Below are 25,141 nucleotides of genomic sequence, written 5' to 3'. Positions count from 1 at the left end.
CGAGCCACCCGGTCGGCGCAAAGCGCCACCGGATGACAGGCTCCGCAAAGCAATCCACCGTACCACGAAAGGTATGGATTGCTTCGTCGCTTCGCTCCTCGCAATGACGGTCAATCAATTCGCCTCCGCGTTCAGCCGAAACGCATTCTCGACGATACGCAGACCCACCTCGCCGCCGAGCGACATCAGCGATTCCGGGTGAAACTGCACGCCGCCGACCGGCAAGGTCTTGTGTTCGATCGCCATCGCGACGCCGTCCTCGGTGGTCGCGGTGACTTCGAGAACATCGGGCACGCTGTCGCGCTCGACATAGAGCGAATGATAGCGGCCGATCACGATCTCATTCGGCAGGTTCTGCATCAGCCGTCCGCCGCGGACCTGAACCCGCGACGGCCGTCCATGCGCCGGCTGGGTGAGCTGACCGAGCTGGCCGCCAAAATACTCGCCGATCGCCTGCACGCCGAGGCAGACACCGAAGATCGGCAGTTTTCGGTCCAGCGCCGTTCCAATGGTCTTCGAGATTCCAAAATCTTCAGGACGACCCGGGCCCGGCGACAAGACCAGGAGATCCCAGCCCTTCCGCTTCAGCATCTCCTGTGCATGCACGTGCCGGACCACGGTTACGCTTGCGCCGACCTGCCGGAAATAATCCGCCAGCATATGAACAAAACTGTCGTCGTGGTCGATCAATAGCACCTTGCGGCCCGAGCCGGTCGCGTCGGGCGCAAAGGTCGAGAGCGGCTTCGGCGCGTCGCCCCGCAGCGCCTGGAACAGCGCAGCCGCCTTCACCTGGCACTCGCGGTCTTCGGCGGCCGGATCGGAATCGAACAGGCAGGTGGCGCCGACGCGCACTTCGGCCAGCCCATCCTTCATGCGGATGGTGCGGATGGTCAGCCCGGTGTTGATGCTGCCGTCGAAATTCACGGCGCCGATGGCGCCGGCGTACCAGCGCCGCGACGAACGCTCATTGTCCTCGACGAACTGCATGGCCCACAATTTCGGCGCACCGGTCACGGTAACCGCCCAGGCGTGCGTCAGGAAGGCATCCAGCGCATCGAAGCCCGGGCGCAGCATGCCTTCGACATGGTCGACGGTGTGGAACAGCTTCGAATAGGTTTCGATCTGCCGCCGCGCCAGCACCTTGATCGTGCCGGGGACGCAGACGCGCGCCTTGTCGTTGCGGTCGACGTCGGTGCACATGTTGAGCTCGAACTCATCCTTCTCCGAGTTCAGCAATTGCCTGATTTGCTCGGCATCGCCGATCGCATCGACGCCGCGCGCGATGGTGCCCGAAATCGGGCAGGTCTCGACCCGGCGGCCGTCGGAGCGCACGAACATTTCCGGCGAGGCCGACACCAAAAATTCGCCGTCCCCGAGATTCATCAGCGCGCCATAGGGCGACGGGTTGATGCGGCACAGCCGCTGGAACACCTCCGCCGGCGAACGCTCGCAGGGCTCGGCGAAGAGTTGCCCCGGCACCGCCTCGAACAGGTCGCCGCGCGCAAACGCCGCACGCGCGACTTCGACCGTTGCCTGATATTCGCCGGGCGCATGATCGGCAAATCCCTGCCGCGGCGTTTTGGCGTAAACGCTCTCGGCGGTGTCGCGCGGCAGGCCCTGGGTGGACCTTCCCTTCCAGGAGAAATCGTAGCTCAACACCACGCCACGGCCGGTGGCGCGGTCATAGGCCAGAAGGCGATCCGGCACGTAGAGCACAATATCACGCTGGTCAGCCTCGCGCGCCCGCTTCTGCACGAGGTCCTCGATCTGGAACACGAGGTCGTAGGCGAAGGCACCGAACAGGCCGAGCAGCGGATCGTCGTTTGCGGTGAAGGCGGCGACGAGATCGCGCACCAGCGACATCACGCTGGCACGGCGGGTGCGCTGATCTTCCTCGACCGGCGCGGCGCCGCGGACGATGTGGCCCGCCAATCGCCGCTCGCTCCGCTCCGAAATGACGACGCAGGGCTCGCGCAGCACATCGCCGAGGAAGGCGATCAGCACCTCGCCGCGCGCGTTCAGCGCTTGGAGCGAGAAATTCGAGCCGGCCGTTTCCAGCACCAGCGGTGGATCGGCAAAGCCGAGGTCAAAGCTTTCGTAGCGCCCCGGCACCGTGGTGCCGGAGGACAGCACCACGCCACGGCGGCGATCGAGCAGCTCGATCAGGTCGTCAAGGCGCTTGGCGTTGCCGGTGAACTGCTCGACGGCGCGCGAAATCGCCAGACCGCCGCTGGTCCGGTATTCGCTGTGCTCCGGCAGGGAGAAGGCTGTCCTGTTCATGTGATCCTCTTACGAAACCTCGGGAGGGCGCGCCACACAGGACAAACGAAGGAACCGTCGCACTGCGATGGCGACCTTCGACGATTGAAAAAATGAAATCGCACCGGCCACCTCTTAGGAGGTGCGCCACCAGAGACGGCAGGGGGCAACAACGGTGCTCATGGGAACCTAATCACCATCCGGCGGAGGCGATGTCAAGGGAGGGATGGGCCGGGACGCCCGCCCCAAGCCCAACTTTGGGTGGTTCGTGGTCAGAAGTATCGCCCAACAAACCGCGTCGTCCCTGCGAACGCAGGGACCCATAACCACAGGGAGCAGTCGTTGCGCGAAGTCGTCGAACAGCCTTGCTAAAATGAGAGGCCGCGGCGTATGGGTCCCTGCTTTCGCAGGGACGACAGTTGGGTTGCGGCGCTACTCCCGATAACACCCGCTCTCGATCTCCTCGATCAGTCCCCGCGCCTTCGGCTGCCAGCCAAGTTCCTGCCGCGCGCGTTTCGCCCGCACCCTGCCGTTCGACGCCATCGTGTCCTCGGCCGTACCCTCGCCCCATTCGGCGGCGGCTTCGGCCATCGACATCGCCGTCGGCGGGCCCGCAAAACCCAGCATGCGGTTGATGGCCTCGCACGCTTCACGCATCGAGCTCTCGCCGTTCTCGGCGAAATAGAAGCTACCCGCCGGCGCCTTCTCGATGGCAAGCGCGTAGAGCGTCACGAGATCGTCGATATGCACGTTCGACCAGACGTTCTCGCCGGGCCCGGCATGTGCCGCGTTGCCGCGCTTTTTTGCAAGATTGATCAGCAACGGCACCTGCACGCTGTCTCGCCCAGCGCCATGACCGAGGCCATAGATCAGGCTCGGACAGATGATGACCGGCCGACATCCCTTATTGCGATGGGACAGAATGAACTCGTTCAGCGCAACCCGCGCCGCGCGCGCGGGCGACGGCGTAATTGGCGTATCTTCGTCGAAGATCGCATCCGATCGCTGGCCCTTGGCGCGGGTGCCGACGATGCTCGATCCCGATGTGTGGATGAACGGCTTGCCGCTTCCCACGAGCGCGCCGAGCAGGCTCTCGACCGCGCCTCCGTGGTCGGCGCTCGCAGCATTGACGACAATTTCGGCGGCCTGCGCTGCTTGCGCCAGAAGGTCCCTGTCGTCGAGCGTTCCCAGCAAGGGCTGGACGCCTCGCGCACGAACCGCTTCGGCTTTTTCAGGCGAGCGAACCAATCCGGTCACCTGATGTCCGGCGGCAATGAGATGAACCGCAACCGACCCGCCGATATAGCCCGATGCGCCCGTGCAGAAGATTTTCATGCGCGGCCAACTCCTTCGCCGAGATACGCTCAACTTAGCCGAGATGCTTCCTGAAAAATTCCGTCGCCCGGCCCCAGGCAAGCTCGGCGGCCTGGCGGTCATGCACGGCCATGCGCTGCTCGTTCACGAAGGCATGTTCGGCATCGTAGCGGAACAGCTCGAGCGACTTGCCAGCATCCTTCATCGCCTTTTCGAAGGCGTCGACCGCGGCCGGCGTGCACCAGTCGTCCTTGTTGGCGAAATGCGCCTGCAGCGGGATTTTCACGTCGGCAGGTTTAGCGGCCTGCTCCGGCGGGATGCCGTAGAATATGACGCCCGCCGTGAGCTCCGGAATTTTGGTGGCGCCGATGATGGTCACGGCGCCGCCGAGGCAAAAGCCGGTGAGCCCCACCTTGGCGCCGTTGCGTGCGAGATATTGCGCGGCGCCACGTACATTTTGGGTAGTGGCGTCCATGAAATCGAGCGAGGTCATCTGCGCGTTGGCCGCGTCCGTATCGTGATACGGCACCACGACGCCCTTGTAGAGATCGGGCGCCAGCGCATCGAAACCGGCCGCCGCAAAGCGGTCGCACAGGCCCTTGATGTTCTCCGACAGGCCCCACCATTCCTGCACCACCACCACGCCCGGTGCGTTGCCGCGCGCGGCATTGGCGAGATAGCCGGCGGTTTCCTTGCCGTCCGGACGCTTGAAGGTGATGTGGGTGCCCATGGGTTCCTCCGGGACTGCTTCTTGAACGTGATGCTGGCGGCCATTTTGGCGGCTGCAAAAGCCGGACGCAATCGCCTGTCGGCGCATTGCTGCACCCAACAAAAAAGCCCCCGCAGGGGCTTTTCCGAAATCGCGTTAATGACGTCGTGATCAGTGGGCGTTGGCCCAGACCTTCTTCTTGGTGAAGTACAGCAAGACGGTGAGGAGGATCAGGAACACGAACACCTGCAGGCCGAGCTGCTTGCGCGCCTCCATGTGCGGCTCCGCAGCCCACATCAGGAACGTGGTGACGTCCTTGGCGTATTGCGCAACTGTGGCCGGCGAGCCGTCGTCGTAGGTGACCTGACCGTCGTTCAGCGGCTTCGGCATCTTGATGGCGTGGCCGGGAAAGTAGGTGTTGTAGTAGGATCCTTCCGGCAGATTGAAGCCAGCCGGCGGCTTGTCCTCATAGCCCTGCAACAGCGCCGTGACGTAATCCGGGCCCTGCTCCTGATACTGGGTGAAGAAATCGATCAGGAACATCGGGAAGCCACGGCCGTAGCTGCGCGCCTTGGTGATCAGCGATAGGTCCGGTGGATACGCGCCGCCATTGGCCGCGCGCGCCGCCTGCTCGTTGGGGAACGGCGACGGAAAATAATCGGCGGGCCGGCCCGGCCGCTCGAACATCTCGCCCTGGTCGTTCGGGCCGTCCTTGACCTTGTATTCGGAGGCGAACGCCTGGGCCTGCGCCACCGAGTAACCGGGACCGCCGGTTTCGGCGAGATTGCGGAAGGCGACGAACGACAGGCCATGGCAGGAGGCGCAGACCTCCTTATAGACCTTCAGACCGCGCTGCATGGCGCCGCGGTCGAACTTGCCGAACGGGCCCGAAAACGACCACTTCTGCGCCGGCGGCTTGGTGCTGCCTTCGGCGGCGCGCGCGCTCTCGGCGCCGCCCAGCAGCAGACCGCCGGCCACCATCAGCGCGATCACGGCCGAGACCATCGGCGCAGCCTTGCCGCCCGACTTAGCCAGCACGTCGTCCGCGATCGAGTTCGGCACCGGACGGGGCTTCTCGATCCGCGCCAGCAACGGCAGCAGGATCAGGAAATAGGCGAAGTAGAGGAAGGTCAGGATGCGGCCGACGATGACATAGATGCCCTCCGGCGGCTGCGCGCCGAGATAGCCGAGCCCGATGCAGACAGCGACAAAAACCCAGAAGAACTGCTTGGCCAGCGGACGATATTTCGACGAGCGCGTCTTGGCGCTGTCGAGCCAGGGCAGGAAGGCCAGGATGAGGATCGCACCGAACATTGCAATAACGCCGGCAAGCTTGTTCGGGATCGAGCGCAGGATCGCGTAGAACGGCAGGTAGTACCATTCCGGTACGATGTGCGCGGGCGTCACGGCCGGATTGGCCGGAATGTAGTTCTCGGGGTCGCCGAGATAATTCGGCATGTAGAAGATGAACCAGGCGAAGAACAGCAGGAAGCAGGAGACGCCGAACATATCCTTCATGGTAGCGTAAGGCGTGAACGGCACCGTGTCCTTTTCGGTCTTCGCTTCGACGCCGGCCGGATTGTTCTGGCCCGCGACATGCAGTGCCCAGATGTGCAGCACGACGACGCCGGCGATCACGAACGGCAGCAGGTAGTGCAGGGAGAAGAAGCGGTTGAGCGTCGGATTGCCGACGGAATAGCCGCCCCACAGCAGCGTCACGATGCTCTCGCCGAAATAGGGTACGGCCGAGAACAGATTGGTGATGACGGTAGCGCCCCAGAAGCTCATCTGGCCCCACGGCAGCACGTAACCCATGAAGCCCGTCGCCATCATCAGGAGATAGATGATGACGCCGAGGATCCACAGCACTTCACGCGGCTCCTTGTACGACCCGTAATAGAGGCCGCGGAACATGTGGATGTAGACCGCAAAGAAGAACATCGACGCGCCGGAGGCGTGGATGTTTCGCAGCAGCCAGCCGTAATTGACGTCGCGGACGATCAGTTCGACCGACTTGAAGGCCATATCGGCATGCGGCGTGTAGTGCATAGCCAGGATCACGCCGGTCAGGATCTGCACGCCCAGCATGAACGAGAGGATGGCGCCGAACGTCCACCAGTAGTTCAGGTTACGCGGCGTCGGATACGCCACGAACGAGGAATGCATGAGTCCCATGATCGGGAGGCGCCGTTCGATCCACTTCAAGGCGGGATTGGTCGGCTGGAAATCGGATGGTCCGCTCATTGATGCGATCCTGAGGAAGTAAAACGACGCAACGGCTTAAGGGAGGTCTCGGACTGGCGTCCGAGCCCTTAGCCGATCTGGATTTTGGTATCGGAAACGAAGGTATAGGGCGGCACGGCCAGGTTGGTCGGCGCGGGTCCCTGCCGAATCCGGCCCGACGTGTCGTACACCGAACCGTGGCACGGACAGAAGAAGCCGTCGTACTGGCCCTCATGGGCGATCGGGATGCAGCCGAGGTGGGTGCAGATGCCGACCACGACCAGCCACTGGTCATGGCCCGGCTTGACCCGCGCCTCGTCGCTCTGCGGATCGGGCAGGCTCGACACCGACACCGCGCGGGCCTCGTCGATCTGCTTTTTGGTCCGGTGGCTGATGTAGATCGGCTTGCCGCGCCAGAACACCTTGATGTCCTGCCCTTCGGCGATCGGGGTCAGGTCGACCTCGATCGGCGCACCGGCCGCGACCGTGGAGGCATCCGGATTCATCTGCGAAACCAGCGGCCACACCGTGGCAGCCGCGCCTACGGCGGCGACGGCTCCCGTTGCAACAAAAAGGAAATCACGGCGTGTCGGATGGTCCGCCGAAGACGCTGTCGTCACGATCTCAAGCCCTTTCTTATCTGCAGCCAGCGGAACCGCCCCGGACCCGCGCAAAAGCGCGCCCCGGAGGAGGCTGCCGGCGCCCGCGGCCCCCGCGGCGGCAGAAAAAACCGCTTTTCCTCCCCCATTCCGGCGGAACAAGCAGTCCAGAATCGTTCTATTGGCACCCTTGCCGTGAGAGCGCAAGCCCGCTATCGGCTCGATAGCGTGCAATGCACTAAATCGGCGCCCGGCCGTGATTTATTCGAAACATTTCATTCGCGCCACCAAAGCCTGACACCATGCAGATTGCGCTTTTCCAGCCCGACATCCCCCAGAACACCGGGACGATTCTGCGCCTGTGTGCCTGCCTGGGCGTGGCCGCCCATATCATTGAGCCGGCGGGATTCCCGACCTCTGATCGGCATTTCCGCCGCGCGGGAATGGACTATCTCGATCATGTCGTCCTTACCCGCCATGACTCATGGCCAAAATTCGAGCAATGGCGTAACGAGGCTGGTTCCCGGCTGGTGCTGTTTACGACCAAGGCGGCCGGTTCCTATCTGGATTTCCGCTATCGAAGTGACGACGTCCTATTATTCGGGCGGGAATCCGCAGGAGTTACCGACGAGGTCGTCTCCGCGGCCGACGCTCGGGTGACGATCCCGATAAGGCCGGGCTTGCGTTCGCTCAATGTGGCGATGGCGGCCGCCATGGCACTAGGCGAGGCGATGCGTCAGACGGGTCATCCGATTGCAGGCGAGATCGGGTCCAAGGAGAAGGTGTGAGCTACGCGGTCAAGGAAATATTTCTGACGTTGCAGGGCGAAGGCGCACATGCCGGCCGCGCGGCAGTGTTTTGCCGTTTTTCCGGCTGCAACCTCTGGAGCGGCCGCGAACAGGACCGCATGAGCGCCACCTGCCAGTTCTGCGATACCGACTTTGTCGGCACCGACGGCACGCTCGGCGGCCGCTATGCCACGGCGGACGAACTCGCCGACACCATCGCCGGGCAATGGACCGGCGAGAATACCAACCGCTACGTGGTCCTGACCGGCGGCGAGCCTCTGCTGCAGGTCGATCCCCCCTTCATCGATGCGCTGCATGCGCGCGGCTTCGCCGTTGGCATCGAGACCAACGGCACGATCGAACCGCCCGAAGGGATCGACTGGGTCTGCGTCAGTCCGAAAGCCGGCGCCGATCTCGTAGTGCACCGCGGCCACGAATTGAAGCTGGTCTATCCGCAAGCAGGCGCAGCGCCGGAAGATTTTGTGAGGCTCGATTTCGAGCGCTTTTCGCTGCAGCCGATGGATGGACCCGACGTGCTCGAAAACACCGCGCGTGCGGTCGACTACTGCCTGCGCCATCCGCAATGGCGGCTCAGCCTGCAGACGCACAAGACACTTGGCATCAGATAACTTGGCATCAGATAGGATTTAGATTTTCAAGATGTGGGAACTGACGAAATCGTTTCGCTTCGAAGCTGCGCATTCCCTGAAGGGAACGACCTTCGGCGCGGCCAGCGAGGAAATTCACGGCCACTCGTTTCGCGCCGAAGTGAGCGTGCGCGGCACGCCCGACCCGGAAACCGGCATGGTGCTCGATCTCGGCCTGCTCGAACGCAGCATGGAAGAAGTTCGCAAAGCACTCGACCACAAGCTCCTCAACAAGGTCGAGGCGCTGGGGACGCCGACGCTGGAAAACATTTCGCGCTACATCTTCGAGCGGGTCCAGCACGCAGGCCAAGTTACTCGCGTCAGCGTTCATCGCGACAGTTGTAACGAGAGCTGCACGTATTTCGGGCCGCAAGGCTAACTTTCACCGTCATTGCGAGGAGCGGAAGCGACGAAGCAATCCAGTACTTTCATGCCACGATGGATTGCTTCGCTTCGCTCGCAATGACGGAAAGGTAACGTTGGGAATTCCTAATGGACGTATCCGTCATCGAGGATCGCAAGACGCGCGCGAGAGCCTGGTTCGAAGCGCTGCGCAACGACATCTGCGCGGCCTTCGAAAAGCTGGAAGACGACGCGCCGCCTGCCCTCTATCCCGGCGAGGCCGGTCGCTTCGTCCGCACGTCCTGGGACCGCACCGACCACACCGGCAAGCCCGGCGGCGGCGGGGTGATGTCGATGATGCGTGGGCGGCTGTTCGAGAAAGTCGGCGTGCACTGCTCGACCGTGCATGGCGAGTTCGCGCCGGAATTCCGCGCGCAGATACCCGGCGCGGCCGACGATCCCAGGTTCTGGGCGTCGGGCATTTCGCTGATCGCGCACATGCGCAACCCGCATGTGCCGGCGGTGCACATGAACACCCGCTTTGTGGTCACCACCAAGGCCTGGTTCGGCGGCGGGGCGGATCTGACGCCGGTGCTCGACCGCCGGCGGACCCAGGATGACCCCGACACGCTCGCTTTCCATCAGGCGATGAAAGAGGCCTGCGGGAGATCGAACGGCGTGGCCGATTACGACAAGTACAAAAAATGGTGCGACGAATATTTCTATCTGCCGCACCGCAAGGAAGCGCGCGGCATCGGCGGCATCTTCTACGACTGGCACGATTCAGGTGACTGGGACGCCGACCTCGCCTTTACGCAGGAGGTCGGCCGCGCCTTCCTGAAAATCTATCCTGAACTGGTCCGCCGCAATTTCGCCCTTCCCTGGAATGCCGCCGACCGCGAGGAACAGTTGATCCGGCGCGGGCGCTACGTCGAGTTCAACCTGCTCTACGACCGCGGCACGATCTTCGGGCTAAAGACTGGCGGCAATGTGGATTCCATCCTCTCGTCGATGCCGCCGGAGGTAAAGTGGCCATGATCGCATGATCGGGTTGTCATGACTGATCGCTATGGTGCGATTCGTGTCATGTCATCCGAGGAGTAGATCATGGATTTGAAACCAGGCGACGTCGTCATTCTGAAGTCCGGCGGCCATCCTCTCAGTGTGGTGGAGGTCAAGGACGGCAACGTTGCGTGCGTATGGATGGGCAATGAAGGCGATCTGTTCCGCGAGACGCTGCCGCTTGCCGTCCTAGAGCTCGCCGAAGCCGATACGTCAGAGGACGACGAAGACGAAGAAGACGACGAAGACGAGGACGAAGAGGAAGCCGAGGACGAGGAAGAGGACGACCGCGCCAACAAGGTTGCGTGAGGCACTTTTTGACGCCGCCGGGCTTCCATGGTCCGGCGGCGTGGTTTCCCGGGATTGGACCCGGTGCGGGTGATCTGATATTCGCGACAAGTGCGCCGCTGCTTCCCGCGGCCGATGACGCTTGAAGTGAGATGGCCGCGAAACAATGATCCACCTGCCCCGCGCGATGCTGATCGATATGGACGACACCATCCTGTCGGCCTATGGACGTCCGGAGATCGCCTGGCACAATGTCACGTCCGAGTTCGCCGCCGAGTTCGAGCCCCTGACCTCGCAGCAGGTTGCCGTCGCCGTTCTGGACTCCGCGCGCAAATTCTGGGCTGTTGCCGAAGCCGAATGGCGGCTGAAGCTCGATGAAGCACGGCGCATCACCGTCAGGAACGGATTTGCCGCGCTTGCCGAAGACGGCCACGTCCTGCCTGAAGACCTCGCGACACGGTTGGCCGACCGTTTTACCGCCTACCGCGAAGAGGAAATGTTCGTCTTCCCCGGCGCGCATGACGCCATCGACGAATTGAAGGCACGCGGCGTGAAGCTGGCGCTGGTCACGAACGGCGCCGCCGGCACCCAGCGCGCCAAGGTCGAACGCTTCGCGCTGTCGCACCGTTTCGATCACATCCAGATCGAGGGCGAGCACGGCTTCGGCAAACCGGACGAGCGCGCTTATCTGCACGCGATGCAGGCGCTTGGCGTCACCGCGCCCGAAACCTGGATGATCGGCGACAATCTCGAATGGGAGGTGGTGGCGCCGCAGCGGCTCGGCATCTATGCCATCTGGATCGACGTGCATGGCGACGGCCTGCCGCCGGATTCCACCGTAAAGCCCGACCGCATCATCCGCTCGCTGACGGAACTGCTGCCCCGCCAAGGCTGACGGCCCAAGAGCTGACGGCCCAAGAGCTGACGGCGCCCCTGAAGTCCCTGCCGCTCCCCGCCCATCACACGATCGCGTGTAGTGTGAGTTGTCTCACAGAGCCGAGGCCGACAATCCCAGATTGTGTCGAGATTGGTTCAAGGCTGAAGTCCAAGGGCTGGGGAGTTCACCGATGCCGAACGACGACACGCATGACATCGCACCGAAAGCCGCCCCGCTCAGGTGGCTCTGGAAGTTCAATCACGGGCTCGACATCGTCAAAGGCCTGTCGCTGGTTACGGTGCTGAGCAGTCTCTTGGTCGGCTACTTCCAATATCTCAACGCCTATCAGGAGAAGGTGAGCAGCCAGGCCAAGGAAGACATGAACTCGGCCGCCGCAACTTTCACCGAGATCTCACACGCATTCTCCAAAATGCAGGGGCTGCAGCAAACCCTTTACACCGACTTCGTGCGCGCCGTCGGCGAGAAATCCGATGCCAGCGACAAGGCGCTGGCCACCAGCAACGCGCGGGCGATTTCGGAAAGTTATGAGAAAGCACGGAACGAACTCCGTGAAAACATCGACCTCCTCACCCGAAAGGCCGAAATCTACATCGACTGGGCCAGCAATACATATCGCGATCCGGCCGAGAAGCGTAACGTCGACGAGGACCCGCTGTCACGACGGGTGTTGCGCGACTACGCCTTCGATTGTTCCGACAAGTTCAATTTTCCGGCCTTCGGAAACGTGCACGCGCCGGATGACGACACACCACCCAAGGAAGTTGCCGACGACAAATATTGCACGATGGCCGAAAAACGTGGCGTTGACGATACGACCAGACCGAAAGACGCGTTCATCCGAATCTGCGCCGGCCCTCAAGACAGGGCAGCAAAGCGAATCTACTGGTACAGCGCCAAGCACCATGTCCTGACGATGCATTACTGCTTTGAGGCCGCGCACAACAAGCTGGCGGCAGCGCGGCAATGGGCCGCCGGGAGCGTCGGCGACGCCGCGAAGGAAAGCGATATTCTGCAGGGAGAAAAGGAGATCAACGCCGAACTGGACGATCTGGCTGGCCGGATCAATGCGTTCAGCAGTCTGGCGCTGTATCAGTTGGAGCAAATTCGGGTGAAATATCGCCCGGCCGGCCTTTGGTGCAACGTGCCCTTTGTCTGGAACATATCAAGCTTGAACTGCTTCCCGATCCGCACGGCATCGCTCACGCGTTGATCCGATCAGTGCCGCAGCGCCGCGGTGATCATGACGAGGCCGCCGACAATCACGGCGGCGTCGAGGATCGCAGTATGGATATGCACCGGCATGCGTTCAACGAAGGCCTTGGCAAGGAACGCGCCGGGAATTGCGATGGCGCCGATCAGGAGCGCGAAGGCAAGCACCTGCGCGGTGACGACGCCGGCAAGGCCGAACACCAAAATCTTGATGAGACCGGTCACGACCGAGATCACCGCGTCGGTAGCGATCACGGCAGCTCCCTCGAGGCCGGACGCCATCAGCAGCGACAACAGGATCACGCCCGAACCCGATGTGCCGCCGACCACCACGCCATAACCCACCGCGCTCACGCCAAGGCCGGTATCGCCGATCTTGATATCGCGCTGCTTGGCCAGCCGGCGTAGCGGCACGCTTAGGATCAGCATGCCGCCGATCACGAACGCCGCGCCAGCGCTGGTCAGCCGCGTGTAGCCATAGGCGCCGAGCGCCGTCGTCAGCATGGCGGCGCCGATCACGATCAGGGCGCGACGCCGGTCGGCGTAGCGAAAATACGCCACGAAGCGGCTGATATTGGTGAAGATCGCTGAGATCGCGATGATCGGCACCACGGGCTCGGCGCCGACCAGCGGCACCAGCACCAGCGGCATCAAGGCGCCGGTACCATAGCCAGCAAGCCCGCCGATGACGGAGGCCAATAGCGCCATGCCTCCAACCAGCACGAGTTGACCGAGCGAAACGTCGGCAAACCCGGCCAGAATATTCACAGCCGGTGATCGCGGGTGAAACGGGCGGCGGCCTGGTCGGCGATCGCGGCAAGGGCGGATGGTTCAAGCGGAAAATCCGCGGCCAACCAGGCGTCTTCCGCAAGCGCCAGCACGTGACCGAGACCGGGACCTTCGGCAATGCCGCGGGAGATAAAATCGGCAGCCTTCAGCGGAAATTTCGGCGCGCTCCAGCGCTGCGGCAAGGTTGCAAGCTCATGCCAGCGCGCGTCGCCATTGCCGACGCCGCCTGCCCGCGCCCACGCCAGCATCAGCCGGTCTCGATACGGATCCTCGCCGAGCCGATAGAGAAGCTGTCGCGCACGCGCGTCGTCCTTGCTCGCGAGCCGCCACCAGCGATGGCCCATCGAATCCAGCGCTTTGGTTTCCGCGTTGGAAAGCCGAAGCCGTGCCGAGACGCGCCTGGCGTCCTCGGTGACGGCGACCGTGAGCGCGGCCAGCCGGCGCACGGCGCTTGGCGGCAGGCCCAGCGCCCGTTCGGCCGCGATCATCGCCGCGAATGTCCCCGTATAGGTGACGCCGCCGAAGATCGGTAGCAGCAGGCCGGCATCCGCCATCGCCTGCACCGCAACCGCGGCGCCTTCTGCGATCAACAGCTTCAACATCTCCATGCGCACGCGTTCGGCGGAAAGGCTCGAAAGCCCGGCGCGCCCGTCGATGCAGGCGAGATATCCGGCACGGTCGGGCTCGCCCGCCCCGTAGGCGGCATGCATGCGAAAGAAGCGCAGGATGCGCAAATAATCCTCAGCGATGCGCTGGCCGGCGTCGCCGATGAAACGCACGCGTTTGGCCTGGATATCGGCAAGCCCGCCGACGTGGTCGTGCACGACGCCCTCGGCATCAACCGAAAGCCCGTTGATGGTGAAATCGCGCCGTTCCGCATCGCGAACCCAGTCCCGCCCGAACGCAACCCTGGCCTTGCGGCCAAAGGTCTCGGTATCCTCACGCAAGGTCGTGACCTCGAATGGGTGCGATTCGACGACCAGCGTGACCGTGCCGTGGTCGATGCCGGTCGGGACGCATTTGATGCCGGCCGCCTTGGCGCGGCGGACGACCTCGTCGGGCAAGGCCGTCGTCGCGATATCGATGTCGCCGAGAGGAATTTTCAGAAGCGCATTGCGCACGGCACCACCGATCACGCGGGCTTCCTCGCCATCGCCATTAAGCAACGCGAGCACGCGCGCGGCCGGACCGGATCTGAGCCAGGGCGCTTCCGACAGCACGCGTGCCTCGCTCATTTCTCCCCCCCGTGAACCAGCTTGCCGTCTTCCAGATGCGCGGGAACGTAGGTCGAATTCGGCGGCGCGCCGGAGAATTGGGCGAGCAGCACGAAGCTGATCGCGACCAGCAGCAGCGATCCCAGCGCCAGTTTGGCGACAAGATGTGCCGGCCAGGAGGAGGACGCGAACACGCCGGAACGGGTGGCAATCAGAAACAACGCGTAGGCCACGAACGGGACCAGGAATATTGCGATCTCGGTCAGAACCGGACGGATCATGCGAGATAAATCCGCTCATACAGCACGCGCAGGATTCCCGCGGTCGCACCCCATATGTAACGCTCGGCGAACGGCATGGCGTAATAGGAGCGCTCCATGCCGCGGAATTCCTTGGAATGGATCTGATGGTTCTCGGGATTCATCAGGAACGCCAGCGGCACCTCGAAGGCGTCGACCACCTCGCCTTCGTTGATCGTCAGCTCAAAGCCGGGCTTCACACGCGCCACCGTCGGCAGGATGCGAAACCCGAAGGCGGTTCCATAAAGATCCAGATAGCCGATCGGCTCGATGAACTCGCGCTTGAGGCCGATTTCCTCCTCTGCCTCGCGCAAGGCGGCATCGAGCGGGGAAGCGTCGATTGCGTCGATCTTGCCGCCCGGAAAGGAAATCTGGCCGGCGTGGCTGGAGAGATGCGGCGAGCGCTGCGTCAGCAGCACCGTCGGCTCGCGGTGATCGACCACCGGGATCAGCACCGCCGCCGGGCGCACCGGCTGCTCGCGCGCCACGATCTCGAGCATGCGATCATTGCCCGCATCGCCCGTCTTCGGAATGACATTGGGATCGACCAGGCCGGGCGGCACGTCGAAGTTCAGCCGGGTCTTGCTTCGCGCGAAGAATTCCGTCGAGCTGATCGGAGCCGCCTCCATCTTCGTCAGCATCGGCTCGTTCAAACCGCATCCCTCACCTGCTTCGCGTCCGCCATGGCAAAGAACTCGCCGCCGGACTCGATGCCAAACATCGGCTGACCATCGACCATCCGCTCCTCCCCCATGTCAACCAGATCGTAATAGAGCGCGCGCGTCACCTTCGCCCACAGATCGGCGCGGACGTGCAGATAGGGCGTCAGCCCGCCGTCGGCGGCCATCTCGAAGCGCAGGCGATGGCTGGAATCGCATGGCACCCAGTCGTCAACGTTGGTGCGGAAGCGCAGCAGCCGGCCGCGATCGCCGGCCTCGTTTTGCATCTCCACTGCGAGGAACGGCGCATCGTCGACGCGGATGCCGACCTTCTCGACCGGGGTAACGAGAAAGTGCTTGCCGTCCTCGCGCTTGAGAATGGTCGAAAACAGCCGCACCAGCGCCGGCCGCCCGATTGGCGTCCCCATGTAGAACCACGTCCCATCGCCGGCGATTCGCATGTCGAGATCGCCGCAGAACGGTGGATTCCACAGATGAACCGGAGGCAGTCCCTTCCCGGTTGGGGCGCGATTGACGGCTTCGGTGGCAGCAACCGTCAGACCTTCAAGACCTTTGCTGTCGTGGCCCTTGCCTTCCTGACGCTGGCCGCTGGTTTGCCCTTGCTTCGCCATTGTTTGCCCTGAGTCTCGGCGCCTCGATTGGCACGATTGGTGCACATATACCGAGATATGTGTTCCCGACGATTTGTGTCCGTACTATTGCGGATCAAGTCGCCATATCGTGATGCCGTTCATACCCCGAAATACCGATAATGTGGGGATAGTTTAATTCAACGAATGCATGGCCTTTACACAGGCTTAGCATGAGGTTCGTGGCATGACGACGCAACCAACGGCGTCATGAAGCGGTTAGGTTGTTGAAGGAGAAAGACATGGCGAGCGCAGACGGTGTCGAGAAACTCGAGGACGCGATCGTCCGGTCGGCCGAGCAGGTCGCCGGCCAGATCCGCGCCGCGAAGGAAGCGATCTCCACCGTCATCTTCGGCCAGGTTCGGGTGATCGAAAATACCCTGGTGACGATCCTGTCCGGCGGCCACGCGCTCTTGATCGGCGTTCCCGGCCTCGCCAAGACCAAGCTTGTCGAAACCTTGGGCATCACGCTCGGGCTGGATGCCAAGCGCATCCAGTTTACGCCTGACCTGATGCCCTCGGACATTCTGGGCGCCGAGGTGCTGGACGAGAGCAATTCCGGCAGGCGGTCGTTCCGTTTCATCTCCGGACCGGTGTTTGCGCAGCTTCTGATGGCCGACGAAATCAACCGCGCCAGCCCGCGGACGCAATCGGCGCTGCTGCAAGCCATGCAGGAACAGCACATCACCGTTGCAGGCGCGCGGCATGATCTCCCCAAGCCCTTCCACGTGCTCGCCACCCAAAACCCGCTGGAGCAGGAGGGCACCTACCCGCTGCCCGAGGCGCAGCTCGACCGCTTCCTGATGGAAATCGACGTCGATTATCCCGATCGCGACGCCGAACGCCGCATCCTGTTCGAGACCACGGGCGCGGAAGAGACGCTTGCCAAGGCCTCGATGGACGCGGAAACCCTGATCGCGGCGCAGCGGCTGGTGCGGCGCCTGCCGGTCGGCGACAGCGTCGTCGAGGCGATCCTGTCGCTGGTGCGCGCCGCACGCCCCAACACCGAAGACGGCGGCGACAAGCTGATCGCCTGGGGGCCGGGCCCGCGCGCCAGCCAATCGTTGATGTTGGCGGTCCGTGCCCGCGCCTTGCTCGACGGCCGCCTTGCGCCCTCGATCGACGACGTGCTCGATCTCGCCGAACCCGTTCTCAAGCACCGCATGGCGCTGACCTTCTCGGCGCGCGCGGAAGGCCGCACCATTCCCGACGTAATCAGACAATTGAAGACGCGGATTGGTTGATGGCCGCAGAGACCAGCCACGAGAACAGGGAGATTGTTGCGATCCGACGTGCCGATGGCGAAAGCCGAACGCTCGCCGCATCGCTGCCCCGTCTCGTGCTCGATGCCCGCCGCATCGCCGCCAACGTCATCCATGGCCTGCACGGCAGGCGCCGCGCCGGCGCCGGCGAGAGCTTTTGGCAATATCGCCGCTTCGTCTCCGGCGAGCCGTCGCAGAACGTCGACTGGCGGCGCTCGGCGCGCGACGATCATCTCTATGTCCGCGAGCAGGAATGGGAGGCGGCGCATACGATCTGGCTGTGGCCCGACCGTTCGCCGTCGATGGCATTTGCTTCCAAGGGGGCCCGCGACTCCAAGCTGGAGCGTGGCCTGATCGTGACCTTTGCGCTCGCCGAACTCCTGGTTTCGGGCGGAGAGCGCGTCGGCATTCCCGGCCTGATGACCCCGACCGCAAGCCGCAACGTGATCGACAAGATGGCGCAGGCGATGCTGCATGACGATGCGGTGCGCGCCAGCCTGCCGCCCTCCTTCGTGCCGTCGGCCCTGGCCGAAATTGTCGTGCTGTCCGACTTCTGGTCGCCGATGAGCGAAATCAGGACGATGCTCGCCGGGCTTTCGGCCTCCGGCGCCCATGGCACGCTGATCCAGGTCGTCGATCCTGCCGAAGAGACCTTTCCTTACGCCGGCCGGATCGAGTTCGTCGAGCCGGAAGGTTTTGGCGTCATCACCGCCGGCCGCGCCGAGAGCTGGGCCAGCGACTATGTCGCCCGCGTCACGCTGCATCGCGATGAGATCCGTAGCGAAACCAACAGGCTCGACTGGCTGTTCTCGACCCACACCACCAGCCGGTCCGCCGCCGAACTGCTGCTGTTCCTGCATTCCGGCATGATGGCAGCCAAGGGAAGCGCGCGCGGCTCAACGGTCAAGGCGGGGCGCAGCGCATGATGGCGGGCATCCCCTTAAGCTTTGCGCAGCCGCTGCTTCTGCTGGGCCTGCTGAGCCTGCCGGTGCTGTGGTGGCTGTTGCGCGTGATGCCGCCGCGGCCGAGACGGATCGAATTTCCGCCGACGCGGCTGTTGTTCGACATCAGGCCCAGGGAAGAAACCCCGTCGCGGACGCCGTGGTGGCTGACGGCGCTGCGTCTCGCCGCCGCGGCGCTGGTCATCCTTGCCGCCGCAGGCCCGATCTGGAATCCGCAGACCGGGGTCGGCGGCAGCAATGCGCCGCTGGTGATTCTGCTCGACGACGGCTGGAGCGCGGCCGCAAGCTGGGACACCCGGATCAAGGCCGCGGACGAATTGATCGCCAACGCCGACAACGACCGCCGCGGGGTCGCGTTGGTTTCGCTTTCCGAACCCGCACGTGACATCACGCTGATGCTAGCCGGTACCGCACGCGTCGCGCTGCGCCAGATTGCACCAAAGCCGCATTCGATCGACCGCGTCGACACGCTAGGCGCGCTCGACCGCTTCCTGAAGGCCACCGGTGATGCCGAGATCGCGTGGCTGTCCGACGGTGTCGATACCGGGCGCGGCGCCGAATTCGTCGAGAATCTCGCCAAGACCATCGGCGACCGCAAGCTGACGGTGTTCGAGGGCGGCGCGGCGCCAGCGCAAGCCTTGGTCGCTGCCGAAAACGCCGCGGCGAAAATGACGGTCAAGGTGCTGCGCACCACCGGCGGCGTCGCAGCCGGCGTGGTCCGCGCGATCGACGCCAAGGGCTCGCCGATCGGCGAGGCGCGCTACGCGTTCGGCATGCAGGACCGCGAAAGCGAAGCGGCATTCGATCTGCCGGTCGAACTGCGCAATGACATTTCGCGGCTGGAAATCTCGGGTGAACGATCGGCCGGTGCGGTGCAATTGCTCGACAAACGATGGCGACGGCGCGCCGTTGGCGTCGTCACCGGCGCGACCAGCGATACCGCCCAACCGCTATTGGCATCGACTTTCTACCTTACCCGCGCCCTGTCGCCATTCGCCGACGTGCGGCTCGGCGACCGCGGCGCGCCGCAACAGGTGATCGCGCAGTTCCTCGATCAGCGGCTGCCGATGATCGTGCTCGCCGATGTCGGCACGCTGTCGCCGGAAATCCGCGAGCGGCTGAACGCATGGATCGATCAGGGCGGCGTGCTGGTGCGTTTCGCAGGTCCCCGCCTGGCGCAGGCCGATGACGATCTGGTGCCGGTGAAACTGCGTCGCGGCGGCCGCGTCCTCGGCGGCAGTCTGACCTGGGAAAAGCCGCAGCATCTGGCGTCCTTCGCCGCCGACGCTCCGTTCGCGGGCCTCGCAGTGCCCAAGGATGTCACCGTGAACCGGCAGGTGCTGGCCGAGCCCGATGCGGTGCTCGCGACCAAGACCTGGGCGTCGCTGGAAGACGGCACGCCGCTGGTGACCGGCGAGCATCGTGGCAGGGGCATTGTCAGCCTGTTCCATGTCGGCGCCGACTCGCGCTGGTCTGACTTGCCGATGTCCGGCAGCTTCGTCGAGATGCTGCGGCGGCTCGTTGACATGTCCGGCTACACCACGAAGCCCGGTGCTGGCGTTGCGAGCGAGGCGACCAACGTCGAGACGGTTGCGCCACTACGCACCCTCGATGGTTTCGGCGCATTCGGGCCGCCGCCCTCGACCGCCAAGCCGATGCCGGCGGATTATCGTGATCGCGGTACATCGGAACATCCCCCGGGCTTCTACGGCCCGGCCGATGGCCCGATCGCGGTCAATACGCTGGCTGCAGCCGATCGTATCGCGCCGCTCGAAACATCCTCGTTGCGCGCGCAGCGCGCCAGCTACACCAATGCCGAACCGCGCGATTTGCGCGGCATCCTGCTGTCGTCGTCGCTGGTGCTGTTCCTGCTCGACGCGATCGTGGTCGCGATGCTGGGCGCGGGCCTTGCCGCGCTGTGGCGGCGGCGCACGGCGACGGCCGCCGTTCTACTTGCCCTGATTCTGGTCGCGGCCTCGACTGCACCTTCGCCGACGCGCGCCCAGGGCAACGATGAATTCGCCATCAAGTCGGTGTCGCAGACGCGGCTTGCCTATGTCGTCACCGGAAATGCCGATGTCGATTCCATCGTCAAGGCGGGCATGGCCGGACTGACGCTGTTCCTGGCGCAGCGCACGGCGCTGGAGGCCGGCGATCCCGTCGGCATCGATCCCGCAAAGGACGAACTGGCATTTTTCCCGCTGATCTACTGGCCCGTTGTACCGGGCGCGCCGAAGCCGCCGCAGGACGCCATCAACCGCATCGACGCCTATATGAAACAGGGCGGCACGGTGCTGTTCGATACCCGCGACGCCGTCGAGGCGCCGCCGGGCGAGAACGGCGCGTCGCAGACGTCGGGCATGCGCACCTTGCGCGAGATTCTCTCCTCCCTCGACGTGCCTGAACTGGAGCCGGTGCCGCGCGAGCATGTGTTGACCAAGACGTTTTATCTGCTGCGCGATTTTCCCGGCCGCTTCACCTCGGGCCAGACCTGGGTTGAGACCCTGCCGCGCGAGGATGAAGACGATACGGCCTCGCGCCCGGCACGCGGCGGCGACGGCGTCTCGCCCATCATCATCACCTCGAACGATCTCGCCGGCGCCTGGGCGCATCGCCCGGACGGCCAGCCGATGCTGCCGCTGACGCCGAACGAGCCGCGCCAGCGCGAATTCGCCTTCCGCTCCGGCGTCAACATCGTGATGTATACATTGACCGGCAACTACAAGGCCGACCAGGTCCACGCGCCCGCCCTGATCGAACGGTTGGGGCAATAGGCCATGCAGTACGGCATCGCGTTTACTCCTCTCGTTCCGACACTCGTGCTGTGGATCGCGCTGGCCGCAATCGTCGTCATCGCGGCGCTGCTGCTGTTCAGCCGCGCGCGCGGTGCGGCCGTGCGGGTCGCGGCGCTGGCGCTGATCCTGCTGGCGCTCGCCAACCCCTCCTTCACCCGCGAGGACCGCGAGCCGTTATCATCGGTCGCCGCCGTCGTGATCGACAAGAGCCCGAGCCAGAATTTCGGCACCCGCAACCAGGAGACCGCGAAGGCGCAGGAAGCGCTGGTCGACACGCTCAAGAAGATCAAGGGACTGGAAGTCCGCGTCGTCGAGGCCGGACAGGCCGACGGCGAGACCGACGGCACCAAACTGTTCGGCGCGCTGTCCTCGGCGCTATCGGATGTTCCGGTTGACCGGGTCGCTGGCGCATTCCTGATCACGGACGGCCGGGTGCACGACATCCCCGCAAATGCCGCTGCGGTCGGCTTCCAGGCGCCGGTGCACGCGCTCGTCACCGGCCGGAAGGACGAGCGTGATCGCCGCATCGCAATCACGGCCGCGCCGCGTTTCGGCATCGTCGGGCAGCCGCAGACCATCACCTACCGGCTGGACGACCAGGGGGTCACCGGCCAGCGCGCCAAGATCGTGGTGCGCCGCGACGGCGAGGTGATCAGCGAGCGCAATCTGGTCAGCGGCCAGACCGCCAATGTCGACGTCGATATCAAGCATGCCGGCCCCAACATCGTCGAGATCGAGGCCTCGCCGCTCGAGAACGAATTGACGCCGGTCAACAACCGCGCCGTGGTCGCGATCGACGGCGTCCGCGACAGGCTGCGTGTGCTCCTGGTGTCGGGCGAGCCGCATTCCGGCGAGCGCACCTGGCGCAACCTGCTGAAATCGGACGCCAGCATCGACCTCGTGCATTTCACGATCCTGCGCCCGCCGGAGAAGCAGGACGGCACGCCGATCAACGAGCTATCGCTGATCGCGTTTCCGACCCGCGAACTGTTCCAGCAGAGGATCAACGATTTCCACCTGATCATTTTCGACCGCTACGCCCGCCAGGGGGTGCTGCCGATTGCCTATTTCGACAATATCGCGCGCTATGTCCGCGCCGGCGGCGCGGTGCTGGTGTCGGCTGGTCCCGATTACGCCTCCACCACCAGCATCTGGCGCACGCCGCTCGATACGGTGCTGCCGGCCGAGCCCGTCGGCGTCACCGAAAAGCCGTTCTATGCGCACTTGAGCGACGCCGGTAAGCGCCATCCGGTGACGCGCGGCCTCGAAGGTTCCGCCAGCGAACCGCCGCGCTGGAGCCGTTTCTTCCGCACCGTGGAAACGCGCAACGCCATCGGCGCGCCCGTGATGACCGGTCTCGACGGCAAGCCACTGCTGCTATTGTCGCGCTTTGGCGAAGGCCGCGTAGCGCTCCTGCTGTCGGACCACATCTGGCTGTGGGCGCGCGGCTATGAAGGCGGCGGGCCGCATCTGGATCTGCTGCGGCGGATGTCGCACTGGCTGATGAAGCAACCCGATCTCGACGAAGAGGCGCTGCGCCTGCAGATCCAGGGCAAGGACCTCGTGGTGCTGCGCCAGACCATGGCCGACAATGTGCCGCCAGTGACCGTGACCTCGCCGAGCGGCGCCACCAAGGAGCTCACGCTGACCGCGAGCGAGCCCGGCACCTGGCGCGCGACCATTCCCGCCAATGAGCTCGGGCTGTGGCAGGCGACCGATGGCGCGCTGAAAGCCCTGATCAATGTCGGGCCGACCAACCCGAAGGAATTTTCGGAAGTCACCTCCACCACCGAGATGCTGAAACCTCTGGCGCAGGCGACCGGCGGCGACGCGCGCCGCGTGGCCGAAGGCGGAAGCATCGACCTGCCCCGCGTGGTGCCGGTGCGCGCCTCCGGTATCTTCCACGGCGACGGCTGGATGGGCGTCAAGATGCGCGAGGCCAGCGTCGTCAAGGGCGTCGGCGTGCTGCCGATGTTTGCCGGCCTGGTCGGGCTGTTGCTGCTGCTCGGCGCCTTCGCCGCGACCTGGGTGCGCGAAGGGCGCTGACGGCACGCCCGCCTCGTCGATGCGCCCTCGATCATGATGCGATTTCGTAGAATCGCATCATGATCTCATCTCTTTGTCTGAGCATGATCTTTTCGGAAAACCGCTTCGCACTTTTCCGGATCATGCTCTAGGCAGCCTCGTCCGCGCGTCGCCACCTCGGAAATGGATCGGCAAGCCCGGACCATTCCGCAACGCGCATTCCCGGCTTTCCTGAAACAAGGCAAGCATCGAGACGCGCCGTGATCGCGTCCTGATCCATATTCGTGCCGATGAAGACGATCTCCTGCCGGCGATCACCGTACACCTCGCTCCAGTTCTTCTTGAGCGATTGTCGCCAGAACGGATCGTCCGGCCACCGATCGACCGGCACATTCGCCCACCAGAAGCCCAGCCCTTCGGTTCGGACGATCGCACCGGCCTGGCTCAATTCGCCAAGCCATTGCGGGCGAGTCGCTATCCAGAAATGTCCCTTGGCGCGGATGACGCCAGGCCAGCTTTCTTTCAGGAATTGATGAAATTTCGCAGGCTCGAACGGCCGTCGCGCGCGATAGACGAAGTTCTTGACGCCATATTCCTCGGTCTCGGGCGTATGACCTGCAAAGCCATAAAGCTCCTTGAACCACAGCGGGTGTTGCTGCGCGCGCTCGAAATCGAAGCGGCCGGTATTGAGAATGCGCTCCAGCGGCGCATTGGAGAAATTGGTCTCGATGATATCGGCCTCGGGATTCAGAGAGCGGATAATCATTCGGGCGGAGTCCCGTTCTCCCTGCGACGCCGCATCGATCTTGTTGAGCACGATCACATCGGCAAATTCGATCTGCTCGACCAAGAGATCCACCAGTGTGCGCTTGTCATCTTCACCGAGCGACTCGCCGCGATCCGCCAGAAAAACGGTAGAGGAATAGTTTTTCAGCAGATTGACGGCATCGACGACCGTGACCATCGTGTCGAGGCTTGCCACATCGGACAGACTTTCTCCGTCTTCGGACCGGAAATCGAAGGTTGCTGCGACCGGCAGCGGCTCCGAGATGCCTGTGGATTCGATCAGCAGGTAGTCGAACCGTTCGCTCTCGGCGAGCGCGCGCACTTCCTTCAACAAATCGTCGCGCAGCGTGCAGCAGATACAGCCGTTGGTCATCTCGACCAGCTTTTCGTCAGTCCGCGAGAGGTTCGCACCGCCATCGCGGACGAGGTCTGCGTCGATGTTGACTTCGCTCATGTCGTTCACAATCACCGCAACCTTCAGGCCCTGGCGATTGTTGAGCACGTGATTCATCAAAGTTGTCTTTCCAGCCCCGAGGAAGCCGGACAAGACGGTGACGGGGAGTTTTCGCATGGAGATCGAAAAGCCTCTTGAGCTCACGGGGCCCCAACCGGGGAGGACGACGCATGCGAGGGACCCCGTTGGTGACGGATCGTGTTATGTTATAACATAACAATGAAACATCGAGGGATTGTCAATTGGCAAAACAGGCGGGGCGCGCGGGACGAAAGCGCCGATGTTGCGCGAATCTCACACTTGGCGGAATTGTCAGGGCTCCGGAAAGACGGCAGCCCGGTGTCGATTGACACTCCGCGGGGTTCGCGACGTTATAATGTTACATTGGGGCGGCGAGATGCCCAGAGCCGCCCAGGGGACAAGGCGTCAATCGTCGTGAACTGGTTCCGAAAGCACCTCAAGCACGGCTCGCGGCTGGCGCTGTTTGCGCTCGCGATCCAGCTTGCGCTGTCGTGCGGGCATTTTCACGCGGCAGCCACGCAGGCCGCACCGGCCGTTCAAAGCGGGCTGACCGGCGTCAATCTTGCGATCGCCACGTCCGTCGCCGCACAAAATGCGCACCCCGAAGCCGCGCAGCCGCAGCAGCCTGCGGGCCACGATGACGACGACCAACACACGACCAATGTCTGCGCGGTCTGCGCCGTTCTCTCATTGGCCAACAATTTCCTGTTCATCACGCCGCCCGTACTGGAGTTGCCGGGGGCTGTCGAACTTCTGTACCTGACCACCGGCGCTGAATTCGCGCATCTCGGTTCGTCCCATCTCGCGTTCCAGTCTCGCGCACCGCCCGCCTCCTGACGCCGATTGAATCAATGCACTCCCCAAGGGATTGCCGCGTCAGGCGCGGT

Annotated in this window: 24 protein-coding genes; 13 read left to right on the top strand and 11 right to left on the bottom strand. The window is 63.9% G+C overall.

The window, feature by feature from the left end; translation table 11 throughout:
• Nucleotides 1-114 precede the first annotated feature (114 nt).
• From V1278_RS11705 to V1278_RS11695, 3 genes are all read right to left on the bottom strand, one after another.
• Nucleotides 115-2,280: an anthranilate synthase component I gene (locus V1278_RS11705; RefSeq protein ID WP_334380804.1), complete on the bottom strand. Its 2,166-nt coding sequence runs from the start codon at nt 2,278-2,280 to the stop codon at nt 115-117.
• Between the two features lie 411 nt (nt 2,281-2,691).
• Nucleotides 2,692-3,594 (bottom strand): NAD-dependent epimerase/dehydratase family protein, encoded by a 903-nt coding sequence (locus V1278_RS11700; protein ID WP_334380803.1) that lies wholly within the window; start codon nt 3,592-3,594, stop codon nt 2,692-2,694.
• Nucleotides 3,595-3,628: 34 nt separating this feature from the next.
• Nucleotides 3,629-4,303 carry a dienelactone hydrolase family protein gene (locus V1278_RS11695; RefSeq protein WP_334364472.1) on the bottom strand — a complete coding sequence of 225 codons (675 nt, stop codon included), beginning with the start codon at nt 4,301-4,303 and terminating at the stop codon, nt 3,629-3,631.
• Between the two features lie 21 nt (nt 4,304-4,324).
• Here V1278_RS11695 and V1278_RS11690 point away from each other — a divergent pair, with 21 nt between their 5' ends.
• Nucleotides 4,325-4,453: a hypothetical protein gene (locus V1278_RS11690; RefSeq protein WP_334380802.1), complete on the top strand. Its 129-nt coding sequence runs from the start codon at nt 4,325-4,327 to the stop codon at nt 4,451-4,453.
• On the opposite strand, the gene V1278_RS11685 is transcribed toward V1278_RS11690, so the two are convergent.
• Nucleotides 4,454-6,526 (bottom strand): cytochrome c1, encoded by a 2,073-nt coding sequence (locus V1278_RS11685; protein ID WP_334364473.1) that lies wholly within the window; start codon nt 6,524-6,526, stop codon nt 4,454-4,456.
• A gap of 68 nt (nt 6,527-6,594) precedes the next feature.
• Entirely contained in the window at nt 6,595-7,125 is a 531-nt protein-coding gene (gene petA / locus V1278_RS11680) for a ubiquinol-cytochrome c reductase iron-sulfur subunit (protein WP_334380801.1), read from the bottom strand.
• Nucleotides 7,126-7,406: 281 nt separating this feature from the next.
• On the opposite strand from petA, the gene V1278_RS11675 reads away from it, so the two are divergent.
• The 7 genes from V1278_RS11675 to V1278_RS11645 all read left to right on the top strand — a co-directional run bounded on the left by V1278_RS11675 (nt 7,407) and on the right by V1278_RS11645 (nt 12,339).
• Nucleotides 7,407-7,892: a tRNA (cytidine(34)-2'-O)-methyltransferase gene (locus V1278_RS11675; protein WP_028346976.1), complete on the top strand. Its 486-nt coding sequence runs from the start codon at nt 7,407-7,409 to the stop codon at nt 7,890-7,892.
• Nucleotides 7,889-8,521 (top strand): 7-carboxy-7-deazaguanine synthase, encoded by a 633-nt coding sequence (gene queE / locus V1278_RS11670; RefSeq protein WP_334364475.1) that lies wholly within the window; start codon nt 7,889-7,891, stop codon nt 8,519-8,521. Before V1278_RS11675 ends, queE begins: the two co-directional genes overlap by 4 nt.
• A 31-nt stretch (nt 8,522-8,552) precedes the next feature.
• Nucleotides 8,553-8,918, top strand: a complete 366-nt coding sequence (locus V1278_RS11665; RefSeq protein WP_334364476.1) for a 6-pyruvoyl trahydropterin synthase family protein — start codon at nt 8,553-8,555, stop codon at nt 8,916-8,918.
• A 113-nt stretch (nt 8,919-9,031) separates the two neighbouring features.
• Nucleotides 9,032-9,919 (top strand): oxygen-dependent coproporphyrinogen oxidase, encoded by an 888-nt coding sequence (gene hemF / locus V1278_RS11660; protein ID WP_334364477.1) that lies wholly within the window; start codon nt 9,032-9,034, stop codon nt 9,917-9,919.
• A 69-nt stretch (nt 9,920-9,988) separates the two neighbouring features.
• Nucleotides 9,989-10,252: a YodC family protein gene (locus V1278_RS11655; protein ID WP_065745887.1), complete on the top strand. Its 264-nt coding sequence runs from the start codon at nt 9,989-9,991 to the stop codon at nt 10,250-10,252.
• A 145-nt stretch (nt 10,253-10,397) separates the two neighbouring features.
• Nucleotides 10,398-11,126, top strand: coding sequence for an HAD family hydrolase (locus V1278_RS11650; RefSeq protein WP_334380800.1), 729 nt, complete (start codon nt 10,398-10,400; stop codon nt 11,124-11,126).
• Nucleotides 11,127-11,298: 172 nt separating this feature from the next.
• On the top strand, nt 11,299-12,339 hold the full coding sequence (locus V1278_RS11645) for a hypothetical protein (protein ID WP_334380799.1): 1,041 nt from the start codon (nt 11,299-11,301) through the stop codon (nt 12,337-12,339).
• A 5-nt stretch (nt 12,340-12,344) separates the two neighbouring features.
• Here V1278_RS11645 and V1278_RS11640 read toward each other — a convergent pair whose 3' ends face one another.
• The 5 genes from V1278_RS11640 to V1278_RS11620 are packed head-to-tail and all read right to left on the bottom strand — an operon-like array spanning nt 12,345 to nt 15,931.
• The gene (locus V1278_RS11640) at nt 12,345-13,106 is read right to left on the bottom strand and encodes a sulfite exporter TauE/SafE family protein (RefSeq protein ID WP_334380798.1); all 762 of its coding nucleotides are present in this window, start codon (nt 13,104-13,106) and stop codon (nt 12,345-12,347) included.
• The gene (locus V1278_RS11635) at nt 13,103-14,362 is read right to left on the bottom strand and encodes a CCA tRNA nucleotidyltransferase (RefSeq protein ID WP_334380797.1); all 1,260 of its coding nucleotides are present in this window, start codon (nt 14,360-14,362) and stop codon (nt 13,103-13,105) included. The genes V1278_RS11640 and V1278_RS11635 overlap by 4 nt, the downstream gene beginning before the upstream one ends.
• Nucleotides 14,359-14,622, bottom strand: a complete 264-nt coding sequence (locus tag V1278_RS11630; RefSeq protein WP_334364482.1) for a DUF6111 family protein — start codon at nt 14,620-14,622, stop codon at nt 14,359-14,361. The genes V1278_RS11635 and V1278_RS11630 overlap by 4 nt, the downstream gene beginning before the upstream one ends.
• Complete coding sequence (locus V1278_RS11625) at nt 14,619-15,281, bottom strand: CoA pyrophosphatase (RefSeq protein ID WP_442893666.1); 663 nt, start codon at nt 15,279-15,281, stop codon at nt 14,619-14,621. Before V1278_RS11625 ends, V1278_RS11630 begins: the two co-directional genes overlap by 4 nt.
• A gap of 8 nt (nt 15,282-15,289) precedes the next feature.
• Nucleotides 15,290-15,931, bottom strand: coding sequence for a DUF1285 domain-containing protein (locus V1278_RS11620; protein WP_334380796.1), 642 nt, complete (start codon nt 15,929-15,931; stop codon nt 15,290-15,292).
• A gap of 260 nt (nt 15,932-16,191) precedes the next feature.
• On the opposite strand from V1278_RS11620, the gene V1278_RS11615 reads away from it, so the two are divergent.
• The 4 genes from V1278_RS11615 to V1278_RS11600 are packed head-to-tail and all read left to right on the top strand — an operon-like array spanning nt 16,192 to nt 23,014.
• Nucleotides 16,192-17,193 carry an AAA family ATPase gene (locus V1278_RS11615; protein WP_334364485.1) on the top strand — a complete coding sequence of 334 codons (1,002 nt, stop codon included), beginning with the start codon at nt 16,192-16,194 and terminating at the stop codon, nt 17,191-17,193.
• Entirely contained in the window at nt 17,193-18,137 is a 945-nt protein-coding gene (locus tag V1278_RS11610) for a DUF58 domain-containing protein (protein WP_334380795.1), read from the top strand. The genes V1278_RS11615 and V1278_RS11610 overlap by 1 nt, the downstream gene beginning before the upstream one ends.
• On the top strand, nt 18,137-20,947 hold the full coding sequence (locus tag V1278_RS11605) for a DUF4159 domain-containing protein (protein ID WP_334384155.1): 2,811 nt from the start codon (nt 18,137-18,139) through the stop codon (nt 20,945-20,947). The genes V1278_RS11610 and V1278_RS11605 overlap by 1 nt, the downstream gene beginning before the upstream one ends.
• 3 nt (nt 20,948-20,950) lie before the next feature.
• Nucleotides 20,951-23,014 (top strand): hypothetical protein, encoded by a 2,064-nt coding sequence (locus V1278_RS11600; protein ID WP_334380794.1) that lies wholly within the window; start codon nt 20,951-20,953, stop codon nt 23,012-23,014.
• 127 nt (nt 23,015-23,141) lie between these two features.
• Here V1278_RS11600 and zigA read toward each other — a convergent pair whose 3' ends face one another.
• Nucleotides 23,142-24,350, bottom strand: coding sequence for a zinc metallochaperone GTPase ZigA (zigA, locus tag V1278_RS11595; RefSeq protein ID WP_334380793.1), 1,209 nt, complete (start codon nt 24,348-24,350; stop codon nt 23,142-23,144).
• A 318-nt stretch (nt 24,351-24,668) separates the two neighbouring features.
• Here zigA and V1278_RS11590 point away from each other — a divergent pair, with 318 nt between their 5' ends.
• Nucleotides 24,669-25,091 carry a DUF2946 family protein gene (locus V1278_RS11590; protein ID WP_334380792.1) on the top strand — a complete coding sequence of 141 codons (423 nt, stop codon included), beginning with the start codon at nt 24,669-24,671 and terminating at the stop codon, nt 25,089-25,091.
• Nucleotides 25,092-25,141: the final 50 nt, after the last annotated feature.

The sequence above is a fragment of the Bradyrhizobium sp. AZCC 1577 genome, assembly GCF_036924575.1.
Taxonomy (GTDB): Bacteria; Pseudomonadota; Alphaproteobacteria; order Rhizobiales; family Xanthobacteraceae; genus Bradyrhizobium.
Note: the sequence above shows the minus strand (reverse complement) of the source record. Positions and strands in the feature narration are given on the sequence as shown.

Excerpts from the sequence above, each read along its gene's own strand:
- V1278_RS11635 (WP_334380797.1), bottom strand. The coding sequence starts at position 14,362 with ATGAGCGAGGCACGCGTGCTGTCGGAAGCGCCCTGGCTCAGATCCGGT.
- V1278_RS11645 (WP_334380799.1), top strand. The coding sequence starts at position 11,299 with ATGCCGAACGACGACACGCATGACATCGCACCGAAAGCCGCCCCGCTC.
- V1278_RS11650 (WP_334380800.1), top strand. The coding sequence starts at position 10,398 with ATGATCCACCTGCCCCGCGCGATGCTGATCGATATGGACGACACCATC.
- V1278_RS11615 (WP_334364485.1), top strand. The coding sequence starts at position 16,192 with ATGGCGAGCGCAGACGGTGTCGAGAAACTCGAGGACGCGATCGTCCGG.
- V1278_RS11620 (WP_334380796.1), bottom strand. The coding sequence starts at position 15,931 with ATGGCGAAGCAAGGGCAAACCAGCGGCCAGCGTCAGGAAGGCAAGGGC.
- hemF (WP_334364477.1), top strand. The coding sequence starts at position 9,032 with ATGGACGTATCCGTCATCGAGGATCGCAAGACGCGCGCGAGAGCCTGG.
- V1278_RS11705 (WP_334380804.1), bottom strand. The coding sequence starts at position 2,280 with ATGAACAGGACAGCCTTCTCCCTGCCGGAGCACAGCGAATACCGGACC.
- V1278_RS11625 (WP_442893666.1), bottom strand. The coding sequence starts at position 15,281 with ATGCTGACGAAGATGGAGGCGGCTCCGATCAGCTCGACGGAATTCTTC.
- V1278_RS11655 (WP_065745887.1), top strand. The coding sequence starts at position 9,989 with ATGGATTTGAAACCAGGCGACGTCGTCATTCTGAAGTCCGGCGGCCAT.
- V1278_RS11665 (WP_334364476.1), top strand. The coding sequence starts at position 8,553 with ATGTGGGAACTGACGAAATCGTTTCGCTTCGAAGCTGCGCATTCCCTG.
- V1278_RS11610 (WP_334380795.1), top strand. The coding sequence starts at position 17,193 with ATGGCCGCAGAGACCAGCCACGAGAACAGGGAGATTGTTGCGATCCGA.
- V1278_RS11605 (WP_334384155.1), top strand. The coding sequence starts at position 18,137 with ATGGCGGGCATCCCCTTAAGCTTTGCGCAGCCGCTGCTTCTGCTGGGC.
- V1278_RS11685 (WP_334364473.1), bottom strand. The coding sequence starts at position 6,526 with ATGAGCGGACCATCCGATTTCCAGCCGACCAATCCCGCCTTGAAGTGG.
- V1278_RS11630 (WP_334364482.1), bottom strand. The coding sequence starts at position 14,622 with ATGATCCGTCCGGTTCTGACCGAGATCGCAATATTCCTGGTCCCGTTC.
- V1278_RS11695 (WP_334364472.1), bottom strand. The coding sequence starts at position 4,303 with ATGGGCACCCACATCACCTTCAAGCGTCCGGACGGCAAGGAAACCGCC.
- zigA (WP_334380793.1), bottom strand. The coding sequence starts at position 24,350 with ATGCGAAAACTCCCCGTCACCGTCTTGTCCGGCTTCCTCGGGGCTGGA.
- V1278_RS11700 (WP_334380803.1), bottom strand. The coding sequence starts at position 3,594 with ATGAAAATCTTCTGCACGGGCGCATCGGGCTATATCGGCGGGTCGGTT.
- V1278_RS11600 (WP_334380794.1), top strand. The coding sequence starts at position 20,951 with ATGCAGTACGGCATCGCGTTTACTCCTCTCGTTCCGACACTCGTGCTG.
- V1278_RS11675 (WP_028346976.1), top strand. The coding sequence starts at position 7,407 with ATGCAGATTGCGCTTTTCCAGCCCGACATCCCCCAGAACACCGGGACG.